The organism is Campylobacter sp. VBCF_04 NA7, assembly GCF_027737405.1.
Taxonomy (GTDB): Bacteria; Campylobacterota; Campylobacteria; order Campylobacterales; family Campylobacteraceae; genus Campylobacter_B.
The window spans coordinates 57,835-83,518 of the sequence record NZ_JAOVTT010000004.1; the positions used below are offsets into that span (position 1 = coordinate 57,835).

A 25,684-nucleotide genomic window follows, 5' to 3' on the forward strand; every position below is an offset into this window, starting at 1 on the left:
GCGAGATAAAATCCTATTTTGCGCAAATTTGCGCTGAATTTTGGGCTAAAATTATTTTCTAAGCTCTTTAATTTTAGCAGCTTTGCCTTGTCTGTTGCGTAGATAAAATAGTTTTGATCTGCGGACACGACCACGGCGTAATACTTCGATGTTTTCGATACTTTCGCTGTAAATTGGGAAAATTCTCTCTACGCCAACGCTGTTAGCACCGATTTTGCGAATGATAAATGTCTCGCTTACGCCTTCGCCGCGTCTAGCGATACATACGCCCTCGAAATTTTGAACACGGCTTTTGTCGCCTTCTTTGATTCTGATAGCGACTTTTAGTGTATCGCCAGCACGAAAATCAGGCACAACTTTGTTTGCAATTTGAGCATCTTCAAATGCTTGAATATACTTGTTTTTCATAAAATGTCCTTTATTTTTTGGCGATTTTTCGGTACATATCCACCCGAAAGTACCTAGTTTTCATTAGCGCCATTTGATTTTTTAAACTGTGCATTTTAGCGTGATTACCCTTTAAAAACTCTGAAATTATAGATAAATTTTTAAAAATATCAGGTTTTGTGAAAGAAGGCGCCTCTAAAAGCCCATCTTCGAAGCTCTCTTCATCAAGCGAGGCAGTATTTCCCAAAACACCGGCTAAATTTCGACTTATAGCATCGCTCATACACAGCGCGCCAAGCTCGCCACCAGTTAAGACAAAGTCCCCTATGCAAAAAACTTCGCTGACATACTCTTCGATTATGCGCTCGTCGATCCCTTCGTATCTGCCACAAATAAAGCAAATTTCGCTCTGCTTAGCTAATCGTTTTGCGTCGTTTTGGGTAAATTTTTTGCCAACTGGGGTTAGGTAGATGATTTTTGCGTTTGGGGAAGTTTTTTTAAACTCATCAAGCGTCCTAGCTAGGGGTTCGGTGCCGATTAAAAGACCTGCGCCTCCGCCTATCATATAATCATCGACCTTTTTGTATTTGTTGGCAGTAAATTCTCTGGGATTTAAAAAATTTAGCTCGATAATGCCCTTATCAACGGCTCGTTTTAAAATCGAGTCCTCAAAATATGGCTGGATTAAATTTGGAAAAAGGCTTACGAAGGTAAATTTCATGAATTTTCTAAAATCGCCTTAGCGTTTTTGGTCAAAATTTTGCGTTCATCAAGTGAAATTTGAACTACAAAATTATCTAGGTATGGCACAAAAAATGTGCTAGCAAGCCCCAAATTTACAAGCTCACTCGCTGTTTTTACCTCGAAAAGATACGCGCTGCCACTCTCCATTATGTCGCTTACCTCGCCCAAAATTTCGCCATCTTCGCAAACGCTAAGCCCCAAAATATCAAAATAGAAAAATTCGCCTTTTTTTAGTGGGCAGTTTTTTCTGGTGTTTTCGATAGTTTGATAAAGGGTTTTATTTACTAAATTTTGGGCTAGTTCAATGCTCTCAAAACCCACGAATTTCACAGTGGAATTTGATTGTAAAAATGCAGAAATTTCCAAAACGGTGCCATCTTGTAAGTAAAATTTGGCACCTTTTTTGAACTGTTTTGGGAAATCACTTTTATCGTGAAGTCGCAATGCGCCTTTTAGGCCGACTGTTTTGCCGAGCTTAGCGACTTCGAGCAGGTTTTCAGGCATCTTTGGCTTTAACCGTGATTTTGTAGTTACTCGGATCCTTGGCCTTATAGCCCATGATGACCGTTTTTATGGCGTTAATCATTTTGCCGTCTTTGCCGATAAGTTTGCCAGTATCGGCCTTATCAGCATAGATGATAATCTCTGTGAAATTATCGCCAGATTTTAGCTCGGTAGAAATCGAGTCTGGGTGATCTACGATTAGCTTTGCGTATTCTTTTATAAAGTTTTCAACCATGATTATTTGCTTGTGATTTGAGCAACTCTATCGCTTAGTTTAGCGCCTACGCTTTTCCAGTAAGCTAGTCTTTCGCTATCTACTTTGACATTGTTTTCGTCTTTTAGAGGGTTATAATAACCGATAGTCTCGATAAAACCGCCGTCGCGTCTTTTTCTGCTATCTGTTACAACTATACGATAAAAAGGTTTTTTCTTTCTACCTAATCTTGTTAGTCTAACAACTGTTGCCATTTTTTCTCCTTGAAATTTTTAAAGTTTTAGAACTTGTAAATACCCAAAATTTGGGCATTGATAAGCTCTAAAACCGAGAATTATCTCGGTTTTTGCACAATTGAGGCTAGCCCTTGCATACCGCCTTTTGACGAGAATTTTTTAGCAAGTTTTGCCGCGTTTGTGAATTGTTTCAAAAATCTATTGACCTCGACTTGCGACAAACCTGCGCCTTGGGCAAGTCTGCGTTTGCGAGAGTTGTTCAATAAATCTGGATTTTCGCGCTCTTTTGGCGTCATAGAATCAATCATAGCCTTGATATGTCTAATCTCTTTTGAATTTTCCAAGTCGATATCTTGGATTTTGTTTGCCATGCCAGAAAGTCCAGGAATCATGCCGATTAAATTTTTCATATTTCCTAGCTTTTTGACGCTTTCGAGTTGCGAAATAAAGTCGTTGAAATTAAATTCGCCTTTTTTGATTTTTTTATTTAATTTTTTTGCCTCTTTTTCGTCGAAAACAGCCGCTGTTTTTTCGACCAATGTCGCTAAATCGCCCTCTCCCATGATACGGCTAGTGATACGATCTGGTATGAAACCCTCTAAATCAGCGACCTTTTCACCTGTTCCTATAAATCTAAGTGGAATTCCTAGCTGATGTGCGATTCCAAGGGCGATTCCGCCTTTTGTATCGGCGTCAAATTTGCTCAAAATCACACCGCTGATTTCAAGCACTTCGTTAAATTTAGCCGCCGTTTTCACGCCGTCTTGACCGCTCATCGCATCAGCGACATAGAAAATTTCATGCGGGTTAATCTCTTTTTTGATATTTGAAATTTGCTCCATTAGTGCTTCGTCGATTGCGAGGCGTCCAGCAGTATCGACTAAAAGCACATCATATAATCCAGCTTTTGCCTTTGCAAGGGCCTCTTTTGCGACTTTGATAGGGTTTGTTTCGTTATCTAGGGCAAAGAGATCGATCTCGTTTGCTTCGCAAAGTTGTTTTAGTTGCTCGACGGCTGCTAAGCGTTGCAAGTCGCAAGCCGCGATTAGCACCTTCTTTTTTCTAAGTTTTAAGAAATTTGCAAGTTTTACTGTCGTGGTTGATTTACCGCTACCTTGAAGACCTGCCATAAGCACGATTGTAGGGTTCGTATCAGCAAAAACAAAGCCTTGATTGCTGCCTTTTGGCGCTGTTAAAATCATGGTTAGGTTGTTTTTGATTGAATCTAAAAATTGCTTTTGACCGATTCCGTTGATTTTGACATCGGCTTCTACTAATGCTATGAAATCTTTGGTTACTTTGTGATGAACATCTGCCTTCAAAAGTGCCTTTTTGAGGGTGTCAAGCGCATTTTTGAGCGCTTTTTCATCATCGATTGTTTTTAGCTTATTAACCGCATTTTTAAATGATTCACTGATTATCTCAAACACTATCGTTCCCTTATAAAATTATTAAACCTACGATATTACCAAAATTTAACTTAAATAGCTGTTAATATTGCATATTTTTTGGTATGTCAAAGCCAAATTCGTTAAATTCGCCCTTTAATGGGGCGATAAATTTAAGCCCTAAAATTTCTGTTTGGTATGAGTGCAAAAACATACGCTTTGATTTGCTTTTGGCGTATTTTTCATCGCCGATTATTCCATGAGCAATACCGGCTAAATGCACCCTGATTTGGTGCGTGCGACCAGTTTCGATTGTGATTTTGACAAAGGATTTTTTACCGCTTACCATGAGCGGAAAAACATTTGTAATCGCCTCTTTGCCGTTTGGCGAAATTTTCGAAATCGCGCCGGATTTGCCCTTGATTGTGAGGATTGGGTCGGTGATTTTGATCTCTTCGCTGACTATGCCATTTACGAGCGCGAGATATGTTTTTTTCACGCGCATGGCTTTAAATTCATTTATCGCTTTTTGGCGAAATTCTTCGTTCTTCGCTAGCATTATCACGCCACTTGTCCCCTTATCAAGGCGATTTAAGAGAGTTGCGTGATAAATTTTTTCCAAATTTTCGCACTCCAAAAACGCAGGTTTATCCACGGCGATGATGTTTTCGTCCTCGTAAATCAGCTTTGGTTTTTCCATTTTTGCGACGCTGAAAATGGTTTTTTCACTCATCATTTCGCGCGCGACGCTAAGCTTTTTGCCGTGCGCGCTCACAAGTCCAGCGTCTATTAGCGCCTTGGCTTCGTTGTTTGAAATTTTTTCTTGAATTGCTAGAAGTTTATAGGCTTTTTCTTGCATTGATTTCGTCCTTTATGATTTTTATAATGCGCCCTAAATCGCAAATTTGCAAAATTTCGCTTTTTTGGGGCGGGTTTTTTAGCGCGTCACCAAGCTCGCTAGCTTCGCAAATTTTGATATTTTTTACTAGATTATACAGCGCGTTTTGGTTGTGAAAATATCTGCCGCTGATGATTTTAGCGCCAAAGCTTGCAGGCTCGATTGGATTGTGTCCGCCGATATTTGGCACGAAACTGCCACCAAGGATTACAATATCGCTAATGGCGTAGAAATTTATCAGCTCGCCGATTGTATCAAGCAAAATAAAATCGCTTTTGAAATTTTTGTTTTCGCTAAATTTCTCAAAATTCAAATTTAGCTCATCTGCCCAAATTTTCGCGATTTTGGCGCAGTATTCGAAACGAGCAGGGTGGCGTGGAGCAAGGATAAATTTGAAATTTTTGTTATTTTGCGCGAAATTTTTTAACCCGGCTAAAATCAGTTCCTCTTCGCCCTCGTGCGTGCTAGCAATCGTGATAGTGGTGCAGTTTTGAAATTTTGGCAAAATTTTGCTTGGAGAGCTAGAATTTGCGCTTTTGATATTTCCAGCTACGATTATATTTTTTGCGCCAAGCTCGCTAAGGCGGGCTTTATCGCGCTCGCTTTGGGCTAAAACCAAATCAATATTTTCAAAAATTTTGTTGTAGTAAAATTTAAATCGCAGATAGTTTTTATAGCTTTTATCTGAAATTCTGGCGTTTAAAAGCACGACAAAAGAGCCGTTTTTTTTCGCGCTTCGCACTAAATTTAGCCACAGCTCGGCCTCGAAAATCACGGTAACCTTGGCCTTTTCTAGCCAAAATGGAAGCAGGTTTTCAAACGGCAAAAAGCGCGAGTTTTGCGTGATTTGCTTCGCTGCTGCAAAGCCTGTGTCTGTGGTCGTGGTAAGGGCTAGGCTATCGAAATTTGAGATTAGATTTTTAAGCGCATTTACCTCGCCAAGACTGCAAGCGTGAAAATGCACATCACAGGGGTTGAATTTCGGATTTTTAAATAGCAAAAACCTAGCAGGAAGGCTTTTGTGATATTTTTTTTTGAGGGCTAGCACCGCCAAAAACGGCAGTGCAAGTAGCCAGATAAGAAAAGAAAAAAGTGTATAAATCACTCTGCTTCTTTGTATAAAATTCTGCCACAATACGGGCAGGTTACGATATCGTCGCTTTTGATAACTGCGCTATAAACTCTGTCATTTAATCTCATGAAACAGCCATAGCAGGCTTGTTTTCGCACTGGAACGACGGCTGTGTTACTAGCCCATTTGCGGATTTTTTCGTAGAAAGATACGGTTTTTGGATCCATTGATTTGATTAGTTTTTCGCGAACTGAATAAATTTTTGATCTACTCTCTTCAACCTCGCCCATTTGGGTGCTAACCTCTGCTTTGATCTCTTCGAGTTCGGCTTCAAATGCGCTTTTTTGCGTCTCTAAATCAGCGATTAGGGCTTTTTTGGTTTCGACATGTTTTTCTAATCTATCGATTTGTTCATTTGCAGCACTTAACTGCTCTTTTGTGATATCGACCTCGACGCTAAGGGCTTTGATCTCTTTTTCTGTTTTTAGCGAGGCTGATTTTTTCGCGCTACTTTTTGATTTAGCGTTTAGTTCTGCGATTTGAGCGTTTGTAAGTGAAATTTGCTCCCTTAGCTCCTCGATTTCAGTGTTTAGCACATCGATTTCGTTTTTGGCTTTGTCGATTTGATTAACTTTCGAATTTAGTCTTGCTTGGGCTGCTTCGATTTTTGGCTTGAAGCTGTCTAGTTCTTTGTCGTGTTCGCACAGCTCGACTAACTGATTTAGGTATTTGTTCATGATTTTCCTTTTAGTAATATTTAAATGGATTTTTTTGTTCGTTTATTATAACTTTTATTTTATCTTTTGGCAAGTGTGGAGCGAGGCAAGCCCCAAAGTAGCGCTCACTTTCAAAGTGATTGATATCTATCAAACAGACCTTATTTTCTAAATTTTGTATCGCACTATGATATTTGATATCACCTGTGATGAAGCAATCCACGCCCAAATTTTCATTTAGCTCGCTTCCACTTCCTGTGCAAAGCGCAATCGTTTTGATATGCGCTTTGGCATTTACAGCCCTGATTATAGGCATGTTAAATTTGGCTTTTATGTCGCTTACAAGCTCGTAAAAGCTCATATCCACGCGCATGAATTCCAAAAATTCTCTGCTTTCATAAATTTCATAGCCCAAAATTTCACGCGCGACATATTTATTTAGCAGATGTTTGTCGAAATTCGTGTGCATGGCAATGACGCTGATGTTTTTTTGGATTAGTTGATAAATCAAATTTGAGGGATAAATTAGCGGATTTAGCGATTTTAGCCCCTTAAAAATCAGCGGGTGATGAACGATGAGAAGCGAGCCCGGCCAGGCTTTTTCCACTAATTCGCTAGTAACATCTAGACTTAGATAAACTTCGCCTATCTCGCTTCCTGCTTCGCCTAGTAAAATTCCACTATTATCCCAGCTCTCGGCGTCTTCAAAAGGCGCGAGAGTATTTAGAATTTCATAAATTTCGCCAAGTTTCACGAATTTTCCTTGGCCAAATTTTGCAAATATTTTTCTGGATCTGCGTAGCAAAGCGCGCAGTTTTTCGCCATATCACGGATTTTTAGGATATAGTCTTGTCTTTGGGTTACGCTGATTGCGCCTCTTGCATCTAGGACATTGAAGGTGTGCGCTGCTAGCATGCAATAATCATACGCTGGTAGCGCCAAACCCTGCGCTAGGGTAGATTTGCACTCGGCTGAGGCGTTTTCAAACTGCGCAAAAAGCCGTCCTGCGTCTGCGACTTCGAAATTGTATTTAGAAAACTCAAATTCGCTTCTTTTATGCACATCGCCATAAGTTACATTTTCGTCCCACGCTATGTCATAGACATTGTCCTTGTTTTGTAGATACATGGCAAGTCTTTCGAGCCCATAAGTGATCTCGCCACTAATTAGCTCGCAAGGGATTCCACCTACTTGTTGAAAATATGTGAATTGCGTAACTTCCATGCCATCTAGCCAAACCTCCCAGCCTAGCCCCCAAGCGCCAAGAGTTGGGCTCTCCCAGTTATCCTCGATGAAGCGAATATCGTGTTCTTTAAGATTTAGCCCCAAACGCTCCAAGCTTTTTAGATACAGCTCTTGGATATTATCTGGGCTTGGTTTTAAAATCACTTGAAATTGATAATATGCGCCAAGGCGGTTTGGGTTCTCGCCATAACGCCCGTCAGTTGGACGGCGGCTCGGTGCTACATAGGCTACATTCCACGGTTTATTTCCGATAGCGCGCAAAAATGTAGCTTGGTGGTATGTGCCAGCTCCACTTGGCATGTCATAAGGCTGGACAAGTAAGCAACCTTGCTCGTGCCAGTAGTTTTGAAGTGTTAAGATGATTTGTGAAAATGTCATAGCTTTCCTTTATAAAATTATTTCGATATTTTGTGAATCTTTTTGTAATGCTTCTGCCTGCTGCACTCTGTTTGCAAGCAGTTTTGCAGCTAAGCTCTCATCGCTTAGGGCTAGGATTTGCACGGCTAAAAATGCTGCGTTTTTCGCTCCTGCTTTGCCGATAGCTAGGGTCGCCACAGGTATTCCACCCGGCATTTGCACTGTGGCATACAGAGCGTCCATACCCCCTAGCGCGCTTCCACCAAGTGGTATTCCAAGCACAGGTTTGGTTGTGTTTGCTGCCACAGCTCCTGCTAAATGAGCTGCCATACCAGCGGCGCAGATAAATACCTGCGCGCCCTTTTTCTCGGCGTTTGCGACATACTCGGCTGTGCGTTTTGGTGAGCGGTGAGCGGAGCTGATTATCATTTCATAAGCCACGCCAAATTCTTTTAAAATTTTAGCGCACTCATTTACGATTTCATAATCGCTTTTCGAACCCATTATTATCGATACAAATTTCACTTTATTTCCTTTCTTAAAAAGCTAAATTCTGGCAAATTTGCAGGAAGTTTGATTTCGTTTAAATTCCCGCTGTGAATTTCGCTAAATTCTTTGTTATTTCTGGCAATCAAACGGCTAAATTTGATAAATTTTTTGCCCCCGTTTTCAAAAATTTCGCCAAATTCGTTTTGACAAGGCTTAATTTGCGCCCCATGCGGCGCGAAAATTTCATAAATTTCGCCTAGCGCGATTTTATCTTTGACGCTGATAAACTCGCCGTCATTTGAAATAGCGCAGACTTGGTGTGTGCCTTCCTCGATACTTGTGTTTAAATTTTGCGTATCGTCGCGCTCGTAAGGGCGTTTGATAAGGTATCCGTCGCTAAAACCGCGATTTTTCAGCGTTGCTAGCTCGCTTTCATAAATTTCAGGCTCAAATTTACCGCTGGCTGCGTCATCAATCGCGCGTCTGTAAGCGTTCGTGGCGCATGCGACATAATATTCGCTTTTGGTGCGCCCCTCGATTTTGAAGCTATCAATCGCGCCTGTTTGGAGGATTTTTTCGGCGTAGCTAGCTAGTTTGAGATCTTTTGCGTTCATTATGTAAGTGCCATCGTTTTCGCACTCTTGCAGGCGAAATAGGGCGTTATTGTCGCTATTTTTGGCATAAATTTCGTATTTGAAACGGCAATCGTTCGCGCAACTGCCTCTGTTGCTAAATCGCCCGCTTTGAACCGCGCTGATTAGGCAACGCCCGCTGTAAGCAAAGCACATCGAGCCATGCACGAAAATTTCGATTTCTAAATTTGGCAAATGCTCTTTGATTAGCACAGCGTCTTTTAGCGTCATTTCGCGCGCCGCTACTATGCGCGTAGCCCCTAGCTCGCTCCAAACCTGCGCGTCAAGCCAGTTTAGGACATTTGCTTGGGTCGAGATATGTAACGGAATATCTGGGGCGAATTTTTTTGCCAAACGCGCTACGCCAAGGGTCGCGACCAAAATCCCATCTACGCGCAAATCTTGCAAGTATTCAAGGTGGCGCGAGAGAGTGTCGATTTGGACATTTGTGGGAAATCCATTTACCGTGGCGTAGATTTTTTTGCCCATTTTATGGGTAAAACAGACGCCCTCTTCAAAGCTAGTTTTATCAAATTCCTTTGCGCTTCTTTGGCGAAGCGAAAACGCCCCGGTGCTCGCATATACAGCGTCCGCGCCGTAAGATAGGGCGATTTTTAGTTTAGTTAAATTTCCTGCTGGACTTAGAAGTTCTGGTTTTTTCAAAAATAATCCTATAAAATTTTTTAAAGCGTGATTTTACTACAATTTAGCAAAAAAATATTTTAAGGAAGCAAAATGAAGGTCGATTTACACAACCACACAACCCTTTGCAACCACGCTAGCGGGAGCGTTTGCGAGTATGTGCAAAGAGCGTGCGAGCTGGGGTTTGATATTTATGGATTTGCTGATCATGCGCCGATGAATTTCGATGAAAAGTATCGTATGAGCTTTTCGCAGATGAGTGAATATGAGCGCATGATAAATGAAGCAAGGTCGAAATTTGGGGATAAAATCGAAATTTTAACCGGTTATGAAGTGGATTTTATGCGAAATCGCGCGCTTATTGATGAGCGAGTTTTATCGCGCAAATGCGATTACTTAATCGGTTCGGTGCATTTTTTGGATAATTGGGGCTTTGATAATGAGGAATTTATCGCACAGTGGAGCGAGCGCGATATAGATGATATTTACGCTGAGTATTTCGCGCTGATTTGTGCGCTGTGTGATAGCGGTAAATTTGACATTTTGGGACATTTTGATTTGATTAAAATTTTTAAATTTACCCCTAAAAAGGATATTAGAATCCTTGCGCGCGAAGCTGTGAGGGCTGTGAAAAAAAGCGGTATCACGCTAGAATTAAACGCCGCTGGACTTCGCAAAATGGTAGGCGAGATTTACCCAAGCGACGCGCTTTTGGCTGAGTTTGCGAGCGCGGGTGTGGATATTAGCTTTGGTTGCGATGCGCACGCTGTGGCACAAGTGGGCTTTGGATACGATGAGCTGACGCGCAAGGCTAGGGCGTTTGGCTGGGATAGGGTCGCCGTGTATCGCTCACGAGATAAAGAGCTAGTGAAATTTTAAATTTAAGGCAAGAATTTGAATATTTATGAACTAGAAAATTTAAGAAAAAATACTTTAAAAGAAATCGATAAAACAAAACCATTAGTTATTCTTGGGACCTTTATATTGCCGATATTGATTTGGTTGATTTTACATCTTAACGATTATAATCTTGATAAGCGTATTATGGCTTGTGTTTGCACAATAATAATTTCCCCTATGCTAATATTTATAGCGCAAAATTCTGACGATTCTGAGCCAGATGAGATAAAATTTATAAAATTTATACTCGTAATTTTAATTGCATTTACACTATATCAACGAGATTTTTTTATATCGCAGTTTTCATTTTTACACCAATTACAATCTTTCTAACATACAAAATTATTATAAAACATATAAAGGAAGCAAAACAAAAAATATATCAAAAAGAATTTAAAATTCATTTTTTAGAGCCTTATGTAGCAGAATTTGGTTTTAGCTATAAAAGTAGTGCTTTGGTAGAAATTACTGATTTAGAAAATAGCAAATTATTTTGGAAAAAAATTTATTTATTTGAAGAATATGCAAAGTGTGGCAATGATAAAATTTTAGGCAATTTAGATAATGTCAAATTTGAATTTTATGATTTAACTATATATGATAAAAAAAGAAATCACGGAATTTACGGTATATTTTTTCACGCAACTTTTAATAAAAATATCAACTCGACAACTTTTGTGGTATCAAAAGAGACTGTTTGCGATAATGCTAAAAAATTCAAAAAAATCACAATGGATAATAGTGAATTTAATGCTAAATTTAGCGTTTATTCAAATGATTTGCAAAATGCAATGTATATTTTAAGTCCTGCGTTTATGAAACGACTTTTGGATTTGAAAAGACGGCTAAATTTCCCAATCAGCGTTAGTTTTGCGGGAGATAAAATTTACATATTTTTAGATACGGGCAAGGATAATTTTGAGCCAGACATCGATAAAAGCGTTTTACGCGCAAACCCAGCTTTTACCATAAAACGGGAACTTTCACACTTTTTATCAATCGTTAAAACTCTAAATTTAAATACAAGAATTTGGAAAGTGTGAAATTTGGCTAAATTTGGCGGAATTTCACAAGATTTTGCCATTTTAGTGGTCGGTGCTTTGGGCTTTGTAGATTGCCACGCTCGTTTCACTCGCTCGCAATGACACTTAAAAGCGAAATTTCGGTGCAGTATCTTAAAATTTGCGAAGCGAAATTTAAAATTTCACTAAATTTTAGTGTTTTTTCAGCAAATCTTGCAGGCTCTCTTTGACATTTTTGCCATTTAAAATTTTATTCACTTCGCTTGAAATCGGCGTGTAAATCCCATGCTCTTTGGCGATTTTTTCGACTGCGCGCGCAGTATATACGCCCTCTGCGACCTCTCCAAGCTCGCTTAAAATTTGTTCCAAGCTTTTGTTTTTAGCTAGGCCTAGCCCCACGCGGTAGTTGCGCGAAAGCTCGCTAGAAGCGGTCAAAAACAGATCGCCAACCCCGCTAAGACCCAAAAATGTGTCATTCTGCGCGCCAAAAAACTTGCCAAATCGTGCGATTTCGACGATTCCACGCGCGATGAGGCTGGCTCTGGCGTTGTTGCCGAGCCCCAGCCCGTCGCAAATCCCGCTGGCTATGGCGATGACATTTTTATACGCGCCACAGATTTCTGCGCCGATGACATCGGTGCTGGCGTAGGTTTTCATGTATGGTGGGAAAAGGTCTGCGATCGCTTCGGCGAGGGCGAGGGTTGTCGAGCTTACCACGAGGGCGCAAGGCAGTTTGCGCGTAACTTCGCTCGCAAATGAGGGGCCTGAGAGGTAGGCGAGGTTTTGCGCGCTCGTGTGGCGCTCGAAAATCTCGTTTAAAAACCTGCCGCTGCTGGCCTCGATGCCCTTTGAGGCGACTAGGATTTTTTGGTTTTTGTTTGTGAAATTATGGGCCAAAAACTCCGCCGTGTGCTGAGCGGCGATGACAAATACTAGCATTTCGCAATCCAAGGCTTCTTCGATACTGACGAAATTTGGCAAATTTCGCGGTGTGCGTGAGGTGATGACGCACTCGTTTTTTTCGCTTAACGCGCCACAAAGCGCACTTCCCCATTTACCTGCACCGATGATTGCTATTTTCATTTTGCCTCTTTTTTGAAAAATTTAGCTAGGATTTTAGCAAAATTTATTTTATTTTTTCATAATACGGCATAAGGTCGAATTCGCGGGATTTTTGCTCGAATTTTGCGTAATACTCATCGAAATTTTGTGGCGTCAAAAGTCCAGTGCCATCGCGTAAATATTCAAGCATTTGTGAGTTAAATTTATGCGAATAGTGCGTTAAATCTTTGTAGTTTGCAATATCGTCAGGATAATCCGTATCGCCCCAAGCGTAAATTTTTAGATTTTTGTGTGCTTTGCTTTGCTCTACCAAATAACGCAAAACTTCTTTTGTAACCAAAAAATCTCGCTTTTTAGTATGAAATTCTATGGCATTATGTATGCGAGAATACGGCGGCAAGACGAGATAAAACTCGGCTTGTGGGTTTTGTGAAACAAATTTTAAAATATATTCATCGACATAATTTTTGGATTTTAAAATTTGCTCATCTAAATTTTCAAGGCTTTGAATTTTGTTATTATTTATTTTCGTTGCAGCATTTTTTATATCTTTGAAGCTATTCTTTATCTGCCAATTATCTTTATTTTTGACCCAATTTTCAAAACCACCAAACCTGACGCTATGATTTTTACTTTTAAACCAAGCTTTTGGACGATCGAAATCGCTATTTTTGCATTTTGGAATTACTATTTTTCGAAAAAAAACATCATTAAAATAAACCTTAATGTCATTAAATGGATTTTTGTCATATAAAAAATTAAATTCACTAAGTGCGTAGTTTGGATCACCTTTTCGCTGAGTTAAAAATTTATCGGTATCAAGCGAATAGATAATTTTTTTCAAATTTTTATGTTTAAACGCAAAATCCAAAATTAATGCCCTTTCATAAAAATCACTTGATGAAAGCGATAAATTCATAAATTTCCCGCCCAAATTTGCGTTTGCTTCTGCGGCGGAACTATTTTCTAGCATAGAAGTGCCAAAAATCAAGCTATCGAAATCATAGTGTTTGATTAGTCCTGCACTTGCTAATCGCATGTTACCCCAAATTTCATTTTTGCAAAAATACGGCTTGTGATACAAATGAAGTGGATCGCGATACCAAATAATGGATAAAAATGCAAAAATCATAAAAAATGAAAAACCAAAAAAAATAAAAAGAAATTTTTTACTTTGCATTTTTTATCCTTAAAAATTAAAATATATAAATTCGCTATATTTGCTGATACTCATAGATAAAAGAGCAGTTAAAAATATAATAGCAAAATATATTGTGTTAGAAATTTTTGGTTTATTTTCTAAAATTTGAAGCGAATTTTTGAAACAAAGCACTAAAACAAAAGCTAAAATAAGATAAAGAGCTAAAAAAGATAAATTTAAATTTATCGCCTTGTCTGTTAAATTTAAGATTTTATCAAATTTTACTCCGTTTAATCCCGCCATACCTTTTAGCACTTTTATAGCATCTTCGAACGAATTTGCTCTAAAAAATACCCAAGCGAAATTTACAAAATTAAATGTGATTATCCAAGCTAGGATTTTCGGTAGTTTGATTTTTGTAAGCGACCAAAGGCGATGTATTACCAGTGCTATGCCGTGCAAAAAGCCCCAAAATACAAATGTCCAACCAGCCCCGTGCCAAATTCCGCCTATCAAAAATGTGGCAAATAAATTCGCACAAGTTCTAGGAAGCCCCCCCCTATTTCCCCCAAGCGGGATATAGATATAATCACGCAAAAATCGCCCCAAAGTGATATGCCACCTACGCCAAAAGTCCTGTATGTCAGTAGCTTTATAAGGCGAGTTGAAATTTATAGGAAGTCGTATATTAAATAAAAGTGCAGCACCTATCGCCATATCGCAATAACCACTAAAATCAAAATAAAGCTGAAAAGTATAAGATAACGAAGTCTGCCACGCCGTAAAAAACTCTAAAACCTCCATTTTATCAAAGCCATGCGTGGCATAAACGGCGAAAGTATCGGCGATAACAACTTTTTTAAAAAGCCCCATTGAAAAGATAAAAAGCCCTAGCAAAATGTTACCATAATTTTTGACTTTGTTGCGAATTTTGGCAAACTGCGGCATCATTTCCTTATGATGGACAATCGGACCTGCTATGAGTTGCGGGAAAAACGACACAAACAGAGCGTAAGATAAAAAATCATACTCTTTTGTTTCGCCTTTATAGCTATCGACTAGGTAGGCGATTTGTTGAAATGTGAAAAATGAAATTGCCAGTGGCAAAGTAAGTTTTAAAAACTCAAATTTAGCCCCAAAAATAAAATTTGCATTTAGTATGAAAAAATCTGCGTATTTAAAATAGCCCAAAAGTGCGACATTAGCGCAAATTCCGATGATAAGAAGCGCTTTTGGTGAGATTTGTTTTTTTAAATTTGTGTTGCCAAAATTCCTTGATAAATACGAACCAATCGTAAAATTAAAAACCATAGAAACTAAAATGAGTGGCAAATAAGCGGGATTCCACCAGCCATAAAAAAATAGACTAGCCACGACCAAAAACGCTTTTGCTGCTTCGCTTAATCTTTTGTGATTAAGCCAAAAATATACAAAAAATGTTATCGGCAAAAATGCAAAGATAAAAACTGGGCTGTTAAATAGCAAATTTAATCCTTTAAATTATTTAAAAAATGCTCAAAATTTGAAAAATATTGTTAAAGCTTTTGCTTCAAAAGCTCATTTACTTTTGCTGGATTAAACGCTCCCTTGCCTTCTTTCATCACCTGACCTACAAAAAAGCCAAAAAGCTTGTCTTTTCCGCTTTTGTATTCTGCGACTTTGTCGGCATTTGCGCCTAAAACCGCGTCTATTATCGCTACGATTGCGCCGTCATCGCTAACTTGTTTTAAGCCAAGTTTTTCGATTACGCTATCGACGCTTTCATCATTTTCCATTAAGAAATCAAGCACCTCTTTTGCTGCTTTTTGGCTGATTGTGCCGTCTTCAATGCGGGTTAAAAGCTCGTTCATTTTCGCGCTATCAACAGGGCTATTTTCGATAGTTACGCCGTTTTTAAGGCGGCCGTTTAGCTCGACATTTAGCCATGTTACGCATAGTTTTGGCTCGCGCCCTGCGTTAATCAAATCCTCGAAATACTTCGCATTTTCATAGGTTGAGATGATAACTTCTGCGTCCTTTGGTTTGATACCAAGCTTTTCGACATAGCGAACTTTTTTCTCATCAGGCAGTTCAGGGATATTTTGCCCCTCTTTCATCATCTCATCATCGACTATCACAGTTAGCAAATCAGGATCAGGGAAATAGCGATATTCTGCGCTATCTTCCTTGCTTCTCATTGATTTGGTTACAAATTTATTCGTATCAAAAAGTCTAGTTTCTTGATAAACTAGCTCGTCGTATTTGCCATCTTCCCAAGCTGAAATTTGGCGCTGGACTTCATATTCTATGGCTTTTTGGATAAATTTAAATGAATTTAAATTTTTAATTTCAACGCGAGTGTAGAGCTTGTCATCGCCCTTTGGACGAATGCTGACATTGACATCGCAGCGGAAAGAGCCCTCTTGCATATTTGCGTCGCTGATATTTAAAAAGCGCAAAATCGAGTGCAGTTTTTTCAGGTAAGCCACAGCTTCATCACTACTTCGCATATCAGGCTCGCTTACGATTTCAAGTAGCGGTGTGCCAGTGCGGTTTAGATCGACTAGGCTTCTGCCATTTTCGTGGCTGTTTTTACCCGCGTCTTCTTCTAGGTGCGCTCGTGTGATACCTATGCGCTTTTGCGCTCCGTCAATATTGATAAAAAGCTCGCCGTTTTCGACGATAGGGATTGTAAATTGTGAAATTTGATACGCTTTTGGCAAATCAGGGTAGAAATAGTTTTTTCTATCGAAAATCGACTTGCGATTTATGGTCGCATTGACCGCGGTGCCAAAGCTTATGGCCTTGATAACAGCTGCTTTATTTAGCACAGGAAGTGCGCCCGGCAGGGCTAGGCAAGTAGGGCAAACATGGGTGTTTGCCTTATCTCCGAAGCTAGTGGCGCATGAGCAAAAAATCTTGGTTTTTGTATTTAATTGACAATGAACTTCAAGTCCGATTATGGTTTCAAACATAAATTTTACCTTTAAAACAAAATTCTGTGATTTTACTACTAATTAAATTTGAAATCGGTTAAATTTTGAAATTTCAGCCCAAAATTTGGCAAAATTTGAGGCTAAATTTTACTTTTTGTTTTCTAATTGCTCTTTTAAATCGAGCAAATCGACTAAAAGGCAGGTGATGATGACACACACGACCCCGGGAGCTGTGCAGATTAGCAGAAATTTAAGACCTAAAAAATAAAATGCAGGATATGAAAAAAAGATAAACGCACCGACGAAAATCAGTCCGAACGATGCGCCTACCAAAAAGTATAAGAGATTTCGTTTAAGATTAATGCTCATCAACTACTACGGCACCAGCTAGATAAACATAGCTAAGAACCATAAAAATGAAAGTTTGCAAAATCGCCATAAAGGTTAGTAACGCATAAGGCACCATAGGCACGAGCGCAGGGAATAGCGTAAGCATAACCAAAAGGAACATATCATCGCCTTTGATATTTCCGAAAAGACGGAAAGATAACGACACAACGCGCGCGAAGTGTGAGATAAGCTCGACGATAAACATAAATGGCGCAAGAGCCTTTACTGGACCCATGAAGTGTTTGAAATATCCTACGACGCCGTGCTCTCTAATACCCTCGAAATGGTAATAAAACCACACACAAAGTGTCAAAGAAAGTGTCAAATTTAGGCTAGAAGTAGGGGATTCAAAACCAGGAATTAGACCGATAATATTGCTTAAAAATACAACCAAACCAAGAGTTGCTACAAGTGGGAGATATTTTTTGGCTCTTTCTTCGCTACCCATTGTGTCCTTGCCGATAGATAAAACACCGCCGACATAAGCCTCAGCGATATTTTGCATACCGTGTGGGACGAGTTGAAGTGAGCGAGTAGAAAAAATCGCAATAGCTATAATGATAGCAACTACTAAAAAGAAATAAAATAGATAAATAAAAGTGTGGTCGTAAGTAAATAAACTACCAGCGAACAAGAATATGTCTTTTAACATAAATTACCTTTTGGGATTAAAATTTTGCGCACATTTTACCTTTTTAATCGTTAAATTTGGTTTAAAATTTGAGGGAATTTAAGCAATTTGTTGCGCATTTTGCACTTCTTCTTCCATAATCGCGATATGCTTTGCACGCTTGATTTTAGCGTCATCTTTGAAGGTCGCTCTGACCTTATCCATGCCGGTGTAGAACTCCTTCATCAAAATCACGCAAAGATATTTTCCAAACTGCGTAGTGGTGATTTTGCCGCCTTCTACGCGGATTGCGTTTGAAAGCCTAAGTAGCGAGATTTCGCGCCCTAGCTCTTTGCGTAAATTTATGCCGTTTGCGCTTTGGAATTTTGCTATGTCAATCTCGCCGTTAAAAAGCTCGGTCAAAAATATATATTTTGCCCTCTCGCTATCGCTAAAATCGCATGTGGCAATCACTGTGCTTTTGCCCTCTTTGATGCGATTTGAATAATCGCTTAGGTTGAAAGCGTTTATCAAAAGTCTGCCGTCCAAAAAGCTAAACGCACCGCTTCCAATGCCCAAATATTCGTGGTTTGCGCCCACATACTCATCGGCGATATTTGAGCTTTCCCTCGCAAATGCCCATGAGTTATTTTTGTGCCACGAGCTAAATTCATCGCAGATTATTTTGTAAAATTCCTCTTCGTTATCCACACTGCTTATGCCTAAATTTCGCGCGATTTGATCGCGCATTAGAGGCGATTTCATTAGCGGATACATGGTGATTTGCTCTGGATTTACGGATTTTGCCATAGCGATGTCGCGGAGTAAATTCTCTTTTGTTTGAAATGGGAAATTAAAAATCAAATCAAGGCTTAAAATCGGCAACACCCCAACCGCTTTGCTTAGTTTTTCGCGCAAAACCTCGCCACTGCCGAATTTCTCATATCTCGCAGCCTTGCGCAAAATTTCATCATCGAAACTTTGCACGCCCACGCTTAATCTATCGATTAGCCCACGAAACCTTGCTAGCGAGGCAGGGTCGATGTGGTTAGGGTCGCTTTCGCATGAAATTTCCTCGATATTAAAAAGCGATTTTGCAAGCTTCAATGTGCGTAAAAGCTCGTCCTCGTCGATTAAGGTTGTGCCGCCTCCGACATAAAGTGTTTTGAAATCATATCCTGCCTCTTTCGTGCGACGCATTTCTGTTCTAAGTGCGCTAAAATAGGCTTTGCAGGCGTCTTTGTCATAGGCGTATTTGTGAAACGAGCAATACGGACAAAATGTGTGGCAAAACGGCACATGCATGTAGAGCATGTAGTTTTTCGCTGGATTGGGGATTTTTTCTATATTTTGGTCAGAAATGTCGATTCTAAGGGAATTATAAAGTGAATTTTGCATTGTTTTACTAGCATATTTTTTGGCAAAATTTTGGATAAAATTTGTGATTATTTGCATAGAGCTTAAACCTTCTTTAAAATAAAAAATTAACTTTTAAATTTAGCGAAATTTATCTTAAAATTCATATAAATCGCAGAAAAATCGTGTATAAAAGCGTCGGAACTGCGATTGTAATCAGCGAATTTCTAAATTTAGCGTGCGCCAAAAACGAGAGCGCTAAGCAAAACACAAGCCCGCAAATAGTGGCGAAAAATGTGGTATTTTCGCCATTTTCGCTAAATTTTGGAATCATAGTTTTTAGTGCATAAATCATAAGCACTATCATAATCACAAGCCCAGAGTTTTTTTGCAGATACACGAGCGTGGGGTTTTTGCTCTTTTTTTTAAAGAGCCAAAACGGCAAAAACCTCGTAAGCACGGTAGCTATGCTAGCCATTGCGATATATGCGAAAATCTCCATTGCTAGGGCCTTTCGAAAAATTTGCGAAATGCTAAAAGCGCAAAAATCGCGCAAAGCAGTGTGCCAAAAAGATAGTATTTCACAGGGAATACAAACAGCCCCGCAAACGCACAAATAAGGCTAAAAATCAAAATTTTATGCTGTGGGTTTGATTTAAACATTTCGTAACTTAGCATTGCAAAAAGTGCCACAAGGCTAAATTCAACCCCGCTAAAATCGACATTTAAACTAGCTCCAAGGATTGATCCAATCGCCACACCGCTAATCCAATACGAGTGGTTAAAAACAGCCGTGAGATTATAAATCAGCCCTAGCTCGCGCGCTCTTTGCTCGCTAATGCCATTTTTGCGCTCATCATCGCTTAAAAAAACGCGAGTTTTAAGCAGGGCAAATGTCTCATCAGTAAGCGCATAAATGGGATAAATTTTGCGTGGGATTGCGCGCAGTTCGTCGATGAGCGACATTGTGTAGAAAAAATGGCGAAAATTTAGCAAAAACGAGATGATAAAGGTATCTATCAGCGAGGCGCCAGTTACGATAAACGCCACCAGCACAAACTCCACGCTCCCTGCATAGACTAGCACGCTAGTTATCATCATCACCCAAAACTCCAATCCCTGCGAAATGCCGTAAATTCCAAACGCGATTCCAAGCGGAATATAGCCTAACATAACCGGTATTGTGGATTTGAAAATTTCGAATTTGCTCATAAGACGGAGTAAAATTTCGCCCAAAAAGGGCGAAATTTAAATTTTAAGATTCAATGTATGTTTTGAGTTTGCGACCGATTTTTGGGTGTTTTAGCTTTTTGATCGCAGAACTTTCGATTTGGCGCACGCGCTCTCTGGTGATATTTAGCTCTTTGCCGATTTCCTCTAAGGTGCGGTCACTCTCATCGTCCAATAACCCAAATCTCATGCGAATCACCGTGCGCTCGCGATCATTTAACTGCTCTAAAATATCGTCGATTTGCTCTTTTAAATCTGATTTTAGGATTTGCTCGATTGGCGAGATTGAGTTTTTATCCTCGACAAAATCGCCGAATTTGCCGTCGTCTTCGTTGCCGATTGGCGCTTCTAGGCTGATTGGCTCTTTTGTGATTTTGATGACTTGCTTGACCTTATCCACGCTAAGTCCCACTTCCTCGGCGATGACATTGATATCTGGTTCTTTACCGCCTTCTTGGATATATTTGCGTGTGATTTTGTTTATGCGATTGATCGTTTCAATCATGTGGATTGGGATACGGATTGTGCGGGCTTGATCGGCGATTGCGCGCGATATGGCTTGGCGTATCCACCATGTGGCGTATGTGGAAAATTTGTATCCTCTGCGATACTCGAATTTATCCACAGCCTTCATAAGTCCGATATTTCCCTCTTGGATTAGATCCAAAAACGGCAAACCGCGGTTTGTGTAGCGTTTGGCGATACTGACGACAAGGCGCAAATTTGACTTTGCCATGCGCGCTTTTGCGTTGTCGCTTATGCGTTTGCCACGCTTGATTTGCTCTAAAATTTCTTTTAATCTTTCTGGTTCTAAGTTGAAGCTTTTTTTGCTTGCCTCTTTTGTCAAAAATAGCTTTTTGATATCCACATAAGTCGATACCATAGTGGCTTCTGGCACACGGGCGATGATATCTTCTTTGCTTAGTTTTGTTATGTCTTTTAGGATTTTTTCGTGGTTTTCACGAAGCTCTTGGCTAAACATTGGAAGCTTGTATTCTAGGCGTTTTAGCTCTTTGTCAAACCCTGCGTCGCTTTTAAGGGCTGTTTCCATTGATTTTACGATTTCGGTAATTAGCTTGCTAGTTGGACCCAAATCCATAAGTTTTTCTTTTAAAATTTTCTTTTTAAATGCCAAATTTAGCTTAGATAGTGTGTCGTTGCTATCTTTGATTTGTTCAGCGTTTTTTTCGGCAAATCTCATCCACTCTCTTTTGGCTTTGTCTAAGGCTTTGAAGCTTTCGATGACTTTTAGAGTGCGTTTGTCGTTTTTCTTAGGGGCTTTTTTGACCTCTTTTTCCTCATCTTCGCCCTCGCTCTCATCATCGCTAAAATCATCGTCGATTTCCTCGTCCTCAGCTCCCTCTTCGTCGCTATCATCAAAGCTTTTAAAAAGCTCTTTTACACGGCGTTCGCGGTTGATTAAAGGCTCTTTGTAATCCAAAATAAAGTCGATTAGGTATGGCACAGAGCAAAACGCATCGATGATGATATCCTCGCCAAGCTCGATTTTTTTGCTGATTTCTATTTCGCCGTCTTTGGTTAGAAGCGGGATTTGCCCCATTTCGCGCAGATACATACGCACTGGGCTATCAGAACGCGACCACTCCAAAAGCTCGACATCATTTGAGATATCAAAATCATCGTCCCAGCCCTCGTCAAGTAGCCTTTTTTGGGTAGCTTCTTTTAATTTTGCGTCCTCGATATTTCGGATTTTTGAAATTTCAGCAGCCGAAATAAGCTCCACATCGTATTTTTTGATAAGAGTTTCGATTTTTTTTACGACAGCTGTCTTTGGAGCTATATCGAAAAATTTAATCAATCTTTCAAAGGTTATGTAGCTTTTTTGGTTTTCTTCAAAAAATTGTTCAAGCGTAGAGTTAAGTTCTTTTGCTGATACTGCCATCAAATCTCCTTGTCTGCAAAAATAACCTTTAATTATACCCAAATTTTATAAAGCAAAACTTAAATTTATAAAAAATTCCCAAATTTAGGGCAAAATTTCAAAATTTAAAATTTGGCTGAATTTTTAAAATTTTGCAAAATTCATACGCTGTTTTTTGGCTAAATTGATTTAAATTTAATCTAAGTTTTGCTAAAATCAAAAGTTTATTTTAAAACTGAAAAGGTGAAAATTATGGCAAAAGTATGGAAGTTTGCAGACAATATCGACACGGACATCATCATCGCGGCTAGATATTTGAATACATCTGATGCAGATGTGCTTGCAAAGCACATTATGGAGGACGCTGACAAGGATTTTTATAACAAAATTTCGCAAGGCGATATTATCGTAGCTGGTAAAAATTTTGGTTGCGGTAGCAGTAGAGAGCACGCTCCAATGGCGCTAAAAGCGGCAGGTATTTCGTGCGTAATCGCGAAAAATTTCGCTAGGATTTTTTATCGCAACAGCTTCAATATGGGGCTTTTGATTTTAGAGTGCGACCAAACTGATGAAATTGGCGAAGGCGATGAGCTAAAAATCGATTTAGATAATGGAATAATTCAAAATTTGACCCAAAATACGCAGTATAAATTCGGCGCAATTCCACCATTTATGCAAAAACTGCTAAATGCAGGTGGCGCGATAAATTATGCGAAATCTCAAATGAAATAATTAAGGAAATTTATGAAAACTTATAATGTTTGCGTCATAAAAGGCGATGGAATCGGCCCTGAAATCGTGGAAGAAGCGGTTAAGGTTTTAGATAGTGTGAGCCATAAATTTGGCTTTGAGTTAAATTTCGACTACCATTTAATGGGTGGTTGCGCTGTCGATATTTTCGGCGTTCCGCTCCCTGATGAGACACTAAATGCCGCCAAAGCAAGCGACGCTGTGCTTTTTGGTGCGATTGGCGGGGCTAAATGGGACAATTTAGCGCGACATTTGCGCCCTGAAAGCGGACTTTTAAAACTTAGAAAAGAGCTTGGTGCGTTTGCAAACCTGCGCCCGGCAATCATTTTTGATGAATTAATCAACGCTTCCACTCTAAAACCAGAAACCGTCAAAGGCGTGGATATCTTGGTCGTGCGCGAGCTAACGGGCGGAATTTACTTCGGACAACCACGCGAAAAACACGAAAAAAGCGCATTTAACACTATGGTTTATAGCTACGAAGAGATCGAGCGAGTATCGAAAATCGCCTTTGAAGCGGCGATGAAACGGGGCAAAAAAATCACCCTAGTCGATAAGGCAAATGTGCTAGAAACAAGCCAGCTTTGGCGCGAAGTAGTCGCGGAGGTGGCAAAATCATACCCAGAAGTTTCGGTCGAGCAAATGTATGTCGATAACGCTGCAATGCAACTCGTGCGCGATCCTAAGCAGTTCGATGTGCTACTAACTGAGAATTTATTCGGCGATATTTTAAGCGATGAGGCGAGTATGATTTGTGGCTCGATTGGACTTTTGCCAAGTGCAAGTATCGGTGGCAAGGTAGGAATCTACGAGCCGATTCACGGCTCTGCGCCTGATATCGCAGGTCAAGGAATCGCAAATCCGATCGCAACCATAATGAGTGCTGCGATGATGCTACGATACGCATTTAATGAGGTCGAAGCGGCACAGTGTATCGAAAATGCCGTGAAATCGGTCTTGCGCGATGGATACCGCACCAAAGATATAGCGAAATTTGACGCCAAAGAGATCTGCTCGACAAGCGAAATTGGCTCTATTATCAGCGATTATACGCATAAATTTTAATCTGGGCGCAAAATGGGCGAAGCGATAGAAGAAATCCTAAAAATGGAGCGCGAGGGCGATTTTTACGGCGCTCTGGCACTTGCTCGCACGCTCTTGCGCGTAGATCCAAACGACAGCGACGCTAGGGTGGCATTTGCCAGAGTGAGATTAAATCACAGGATAAAAAGCGGTGTAAATATGCAAATGAGCGAGATTTTCCTAAGTCCTGGCGGACATAAAAATCGTGAGCTTAAAAGGTGGCTAATAAATGGATTATGAGAACGAATTTAACGATATCATCAACGCTGTAAAAAGCGAAATCAAAGCGCAAAAACAGGCGCAAAATTCTGCTAGCGCGGTGAGTTTTGCTGAGTTTATCGAGCACTCAAACGATGAATTGAGTGCTGATTTAGACAGCGACGAGATTGCGCAAAATTTAGGCGATGATGATAGCTTGAATTTTAGCGAGATGAATTTTAATGCGCCTAAAAGCAAGGCTGGCGCAAATAGCGATGAGGTGGCGTTTTTAAGCGCGGTTAGAGAGCGGATATTGGTGCTTTTTGAGGGGCTAAATTCCTTCGATAGCGCAGATATCGAGGCTAGGGTCGAGCTGAATTTGAAATTTATGGAATTTTTACTTGCGAGTATCGAAAACAGACTTGAAAATCTATCAAAATAGCGATTTTATCGCTATTTTTGACCTTCTTAAAAAATATACAAAAAGAGCGTATTTCGTCGGCGGTTTCGTGCGCGATTTTTTCTTAGGGCGCGAAAGTGGCGACATCGACATCGAAGTTTATGATATAAATCCACAAAAATTTAGCGAAATTATGGGCAAGCTTGGCGCACTTGGGACTGGAAAGCAGTTTTTCGTCTATAAATTTCACAATTTCGACATTGCTCTGCCTCGCACCGAAAACAAGGTCGGAGTGGGGCACAAAGCCTTTGAAGTAACCCTTGCAAATGACGAAAAAATCGGTGCTAGGCGCAGGGATTTTACGATAAATTCGATGATGATAAATATTTTTAGTGGCGAGGTGCTAGATTTTTACGGCGGGTTAAATGATTTAAGGGCCCGAATTTTGCGCGTTGTCGATGAAAAAAGCTTCGTCGAAGATAGCCTAAGAGTGTATCGCGGGGTGCAGTTTGCGGCGCGGTTTGGCTTCGATATCGAGCCAAAAAGTTTGGAATTAATGCGCCAAATCGATACTTCTGATTTGAGTGTGGAGCGGATTTGCGCTGAGCTAATCAAGCTTTTTAGGGCTAAATTTCAGGGTTTGGGGCTAGTAATCTTGCACGATTTGGGGCTGTTTGAAAAAATTTTTGGCGTGCAAATTTCGCGGGAGCGGTGCGCAAAAATCGCAAATTTTATCGATAATGGGCGAAAATTTATAAAAAATGAGGCATTTTTTTTATATGCAGTTTTAAATTTGCTAAATTTAGACAAAAAGCAAATTTTAGAAAATTTAAAGCTAAATTCGCATTTTAAGCGCATTTTAATCGAGCCTTTTTATAAAAAAATTAATGATGAAAAACTAATGCAAATTTCACTGCAAATGCCGATAAATTCGTGGCTGGGTGCGTATAATCAAACTCGTATAAATCGCGCTAAAAAACTTGGAATTTATGAGAAAAAATTTATTTCAAAAGTAGGAAGCGAAGCCGTTATAAATGACGGATTTAAGGGCAAAGAAATCGCAAATGAAATCAAACGCCGCCAAAGAGATGAAATAAAAAAATATTTGGCAAGTTTTAATTTGTAAATTTTATAAATTTAGGTTAAGTAAGGTATAGAAAATGATAAATTTGATAAAACAAAAATATGTGCAATTACTCACTATATATTAATTTGGAAAGG

Annotated in this window: 31 protein-coding genes; 8 read left to right on the top strand and 23 right to left on the bottom strand. The window is 39.8% G+C overall.

The features are described 5' to 3' along the window. Window positions 1-51: 51 nt before the first annotated feature. The 13 genes from rplS to OFO00_RS04820 all read right to left on the bottom strand — a co-directional run bounded on the left by rplS (window position 52) and on the right by OFO00_RS04820 (window position 9,545). Window positions 52-408: a 50S ribosomal protein L19 gene (rplS, locus tag OFO00_RS04760; protein WP_270858256.1), complete on the bottom strand. Its 357-nt coding sequence runs from the start codon at window positions 406-408 to the stop codon at window positions 52-54. Window positions 409-418: 10 nt separating this feature from the next. Continuing rightward, window positions 419-1,108, bottom strand: a complete 690-nt coding sequence (trmD, locus tag OFO00_RS04765) for a tRNA (guanosine(37)-N1)-methyltransferase TrmD (RefSeq protein ID WP_270865093.1) — start codon at window positions 1,106-1,108, stop codon at window positions 419-421. Further along, window positions 1,105-1,635 (bottom strand): ribosome maturation factor RimM, encoded by a 531-nt coding sequence (gene rimM / locus OFO00_RS04770; protein WP_270858254.1) that lies wholly within the window; start codon window positions 1,633-1,635, stop codon window positions 1,105-1,107. The genes trmD and rimM overlap by 4 nt, the downstream gene beginning before the upstream one ends. Further along, complete coding sequence (locus OFO00_RS04775; RefSeq protein WP_270858253.1) at window positions 1,628-1,870, bottom strand: KH domain-containing protein; 243 nt, start codon at window positions 1,868-1,870, stop codon at window positions 1,628-1,630. The genes rimM and OFO00_RS04775 overlap by 8 nt, the downstream gene beginning before the upstream one ends. A 2-nt stretch (window positions 1,871-1,872) precedes the next feature. Beyond that, window positions 1,873-2,103: a 30S ribosomal protein S16 gene (rpsP, locus tag OFO00_RS04780; RefSeq protein WP_270858252.1), complete on the bottom strand. Its 231-nt coding sequence runs from the start codon at window positions 2,101-2,103 to the stop codon at window positions 1,873-1,875. 80 nt (window positions 2,104-2,183) lie between these two features. After that, a complete protein-coding gene (ffh, locus tag OFO00_RS04785) occupies window positions 2,184-3,515 on the bottom strand; it encodes a signal recognition particle protein (RefSeq protein WP_270865094.1) in 1,332 nt (443 codons plus the stop codon). 61 nt (window positions 3,516-3,576) lie between these two features. After that, complete coding sequence (locus OFO00_RS04790) at window positions 3,577-4,332, bottom strand: RluA family pseudouridine synthase (RefSeq protein ID WP_270865095.1); 756 nt, start codon at window positions 4,330-4,332, stop codon at window positions 3,577-3,579. Next, complete coding sequence (gene waaA / locus OFO00_RS04795) at window positions 4,313-5,476, bottom strand: lipid IV(A) 3-deoxy-D-manno-octulosonic acid transferase (protein WP_270865096.1); 1,164 nt, start codon at window positions 5,474-5,476, stop codon at window positions 4,313-4,315. Before waaA ends, OFO00_RS04790 begins: the two co-directional genes overlap by 20 nt. Then, the gene (locus tag OFO00_RS04800) at window positions 5,473-6,180 is read right to left on the bottom strand and encodes a zinc ribbon domain-containing protein (RefSeq protein WP_270865097.1); all 708 of its coding nucleotides are present in this window, start codon (window positions 6,178-6,180) and stop codon (window positions 5,473-5,475) included. The genes waaA and OFO00_RS04800 overlap by 4 nt, the downstream gene beginning before the upstream one ends. Before the next feature lie 10 nt (window positions 6,181-6,190). Beyond that, window positions 6,191-6,913: a Nif3-like dinuclear metal center hexameric protein gene (locus tag OFO00_RS04805; protein WP_270858247.1), complete on the bottom strand. Its 723-nt coding sequence runs from the start codon at window positions 6,911-6,913 to the stop codon at window positions 6,191-6,193. Beyond that, window positions 6,910-7,782, bottom strand: coding sequence for a glycine--tRNA ligase subunit alpha (gene glyQ, locus OFO00_RS04810; protein WP_270865098.1), 873 nt, complete (start codon window positions 7,780-7,782; stop codon window positions 6,910-6,912). Before glyQ ends, OFO00_RS04805 begins: the two co-directional genes overlap by 4 nt. A gap of 9 nt (window positions 7,783-7,791) precedes the next feature. Then, window positions 7,792-8,286, bottom strand: coding sequence for a 5-(carboxyamino)imidazole ribonucleotide mutase (gene purE / locus OFO00_RS04815; RefSeq protein WP_270865099.1), 495 nt, complete (start codon window positions 8,284-8,286; stop codon window positions 7,792-7,794). Beyond that, window positions 8,283-9,545: a peptidase U32 family protein gene (locus tag OFO00_RS04820; RefSeq protein WP_270865100.1), complete on the bottom strand. Its 1,263-nt coding sequence runs from the start codon at window positions 9,543-9,545 to the stop codon at window positions 8,283-8,285. Before OFO00_RS04820 ends, purE begins: the two co-directional genes overlap by 4 nt. Window positions 9,546-9,617: 72 nt before the next feature. Here OFO00_RS04820 and OFO00_RS04825 point away from each other — a divergent pair, with 72 nt between their 5' ends. The 3 genes from OFO00_RS04825 to OFO00_RS04835 all read left to right on the top strand — a co-directional run bounded on the left by OFO00_RS04825 (window position 9,618) and on the right by OFO00_RS04835 (window position 11,467). After that, entirely contained in the window at window positions 9,618-10,403 is a 786-nt protein-coding gene (locus OFO00_RS04825) for a histidinol-phosphatase (protein WP_270865101.1), read from the top strand. Window positions 10,404-10,418: 15 nt separating this feature from the next. Next, complete coding sequence (locus tag OFO00_RS04830) at window positions 10,419-10,757, top strand: hypothetical protein (RefSeq protein WP_270865102.1); 339 nt, start codon at window positions 10,419-10,421, stop codon at window positions 10,755-10,757. A 122-nt stretch (window positions 10,758-10,879) separates the two neighbouring features. After that, window positions 10,880-11,467, top strand: a complete 588-nt coding sequence (locus tag OFO00_RS04835) for a DUF3137 domain-containing protein (protein ID WP_270865103.1) — start codon at window positions 10,880-10,882, stop codon at window positions 11,465-11,467. A 171-nt stretch (window positions 11,468-11,638) separates the two neighbouring features. Here the strand turns inward: OFO00_RS04835 and OFO00_RS04840 are convergent, their stop codons facing one another. From OFO00_RS04840 to rpoD, 10 genes are all read right to left on the bottom strand, one after another. After that, a complete protein-coding gene (locus OFO00_RS04840) occupies window positions 11,639-12,529 on the bottom strand; it encodes an NAD(P)H-dependent glycerol-3-phosphate dehydrogenase (RefSeq protein WP_270865104.1) in 891 nt (296 codons plus the stop codon). A 43-nt stretch (window positions 12,530-12,572) separates the two neighbouring features. Next, window positions 12,573-13,688: a hypothetical protein gene (locus tag OFO00_RS04845; RefSeq protein WP_270865105.1), complete on the bottom strand. Its 1,116-nt coding sequence runs from the start codon at window positions 13,686-13,688 to the stop codon at window positions 12,573-12,575. A gap of 9 nt (window positions 13,689-13,697) precedes the next feature. Continuing rightward, entirely contained in the window at window positions 13,698-15,134 is a 1,437-nt protein-coding gene (locus tag OFO00_RS04850) for an MBOAT family O-acyltransferase (RefSeq protein ID WP_270865106.1), read from the bottom strand. A 50-nt stretch (window positions 15,135-15,184) separates the two neighbouring features. Continuing rightward, complete coding sequence (gene gatB, locus OFO00_RS04855) at window positions 15,185-16,603, bottom strand: Asp-tRNA(Asn)/Glu-tRNA(Gln) amidotransferase subunit GatB (protein ID WP_270865107.1); 1,419 nt, start codon at window positions 16,601-16,603, stop codon at window positions 15,185-15,187. 108 nt (window positions 16,604-16,711) lie between these two features. Beyond that, complete coding sequence (locus OFO00_RS04860; RefSeq protein WP_270865108.1) at window positions 16,712-16,933, bottom strand: hypothetical protein; 222 nt, start codon at window positions 16,931-16,933, stop codon at window positions 16,712-16,714. Beyond that, window positions 16,923-17,606, bottom strand: coding sequence for a F0F1 ATP synthase subunit A (locus OFO00_RS04865; RefSeq protein WP_270858236.1), 684 nt, complete (start codon window positions 17,604-17,606; stop codon window positions 16,923-16,925). Before OFO00_RS04865 ends, OFO00_RS04860 begins: the two co-directional genes overlap by 11 nt. A 78-nt stretch (window positions 17,607-17,684) precedes the next feature. Further along, window positions 17,685-19,019 carry a coproporphyrinogen III oxidase family protein gene (locus OFO00_RS04870; protein WP_270865109.1) on the bottom strand — a complete coding sequence of 445 codons (1,335 nt, stop codon included), beginning with the start codon at window positions 19,017-19,019 and terminating at the stop codon, window positions 17,685-17,687. A 64-nt stretch (window positions 19,020-19,083) separates the two neighbouring features. Beyond that, the gene (locus OFO00_RS04875; RefSeq protein WP_270865110.1) at window positions 19,084-19,422 is read right to left on the bottom strand and encodes an AzlD domain-containing protein; all 339 of its coding nucleotides are present in this window, start codon (window positions 19,420-19,422) and stop codon (window positions 19,084-19,086) included. Window positions 19,423-19,424: 2 nt separating this feature from the next. Next, window positions 19,425-20,132 (bottom strand): AzlC family ABC transporter permease, encoded by a 708-nt coding sequence (locus OFO00_RS04880; protein ID WP_270858233.1) that lies wholly within the window; start codon window positions 20,130-20,132, stop codon window positions 19,425-19,427. A 43-nt stretch (window positions 20,133-20,175) separates the two neighbouring features. Next, entirely contained in the window at window positions 20,176-22,053 is a 1,878-nt protein-coding gene (gene rpoD, locus OFO00_RS04885; protein WP_270865111.1) for an RNA polymerase sigma factor RpoD, read from the bottom strand. A 231-nt stretch (window positions 22,054-22,284) separates the two neighbouring features. Here rpoD and OFO00_RS04890 point away from each other — a divergent pair, with 231 nt between their 5' ends. The 5 genes from OFO00_RS04890 to OFO00_RS04910 are packed head-to-tail and all read left to right on the top strand — an operon-like array spanning window position 22,285 to window position 25,589. Beyond that, window positions 22,285-22,764, top strand: coding sequence for a 3-isopropylmalate dehydratase small subunit (locus OFO00_RS04890; protein ID WP_270858231.1), 480 nt, complete (start codon window positions 22,285-22,287; stop codon window positions 22,762-22,764). A gap of 12 nt (window positions 22,765-22,776) precedes the next feature. After that, window positions 22,777-23,847, top strand: a complete 1,071-nt coding sequence (gene leuB, locus OFO00_RS04895; protein ID WP_270862017.1) for a 3-isopropylmalate dehydrogenase — start codon at window positions 22,777-22,779, stop codon at window positions 23,845-23,847. A 12-nt stretch (window positions 23,848-23,859) separates the two neighbouring features. Continuing rightward, a complete protein-coding gene (locus tag OFO00_RS04900) occupies window positions 23,860-24,105 on the top strand; it encodes a hypothetical protein (RefSeq protein ID WP_270858229.1) in 246 nt (81 codons plus the stop codon). Then, a complete protein-coding gene (locus OFO00_RS04905; protein ID WP_270865112.1) occupies window positions 24,095-24,505 on the top strand; it encodes a CiaD-like domain-containing protein in 411 nt (136 codons plus the stop codon). The genes OFO00_RS04900 and OFO00_RS04905 overlap by 11 nt, the downstream gene beginning before the upstream one ends. Then, window positions 24,486-25,589: a CCA tRNA nucleotidyltransferase gene (locus OFO00_RS04910; protein WP_270865113.1), complete on the top strand. Its 1,104-nt coding sequence runs from the start codon at window positions 24,486-24,488 to the stop codon at window positions 25,587-25,589. The genes OFO00_RS04905 and OFO00_RS04910 overlap by 20 nt, the downstream gene beginning before the upstream one ends. Window positions 25,590-25,684: the final 95 nt, after the last annotated feature.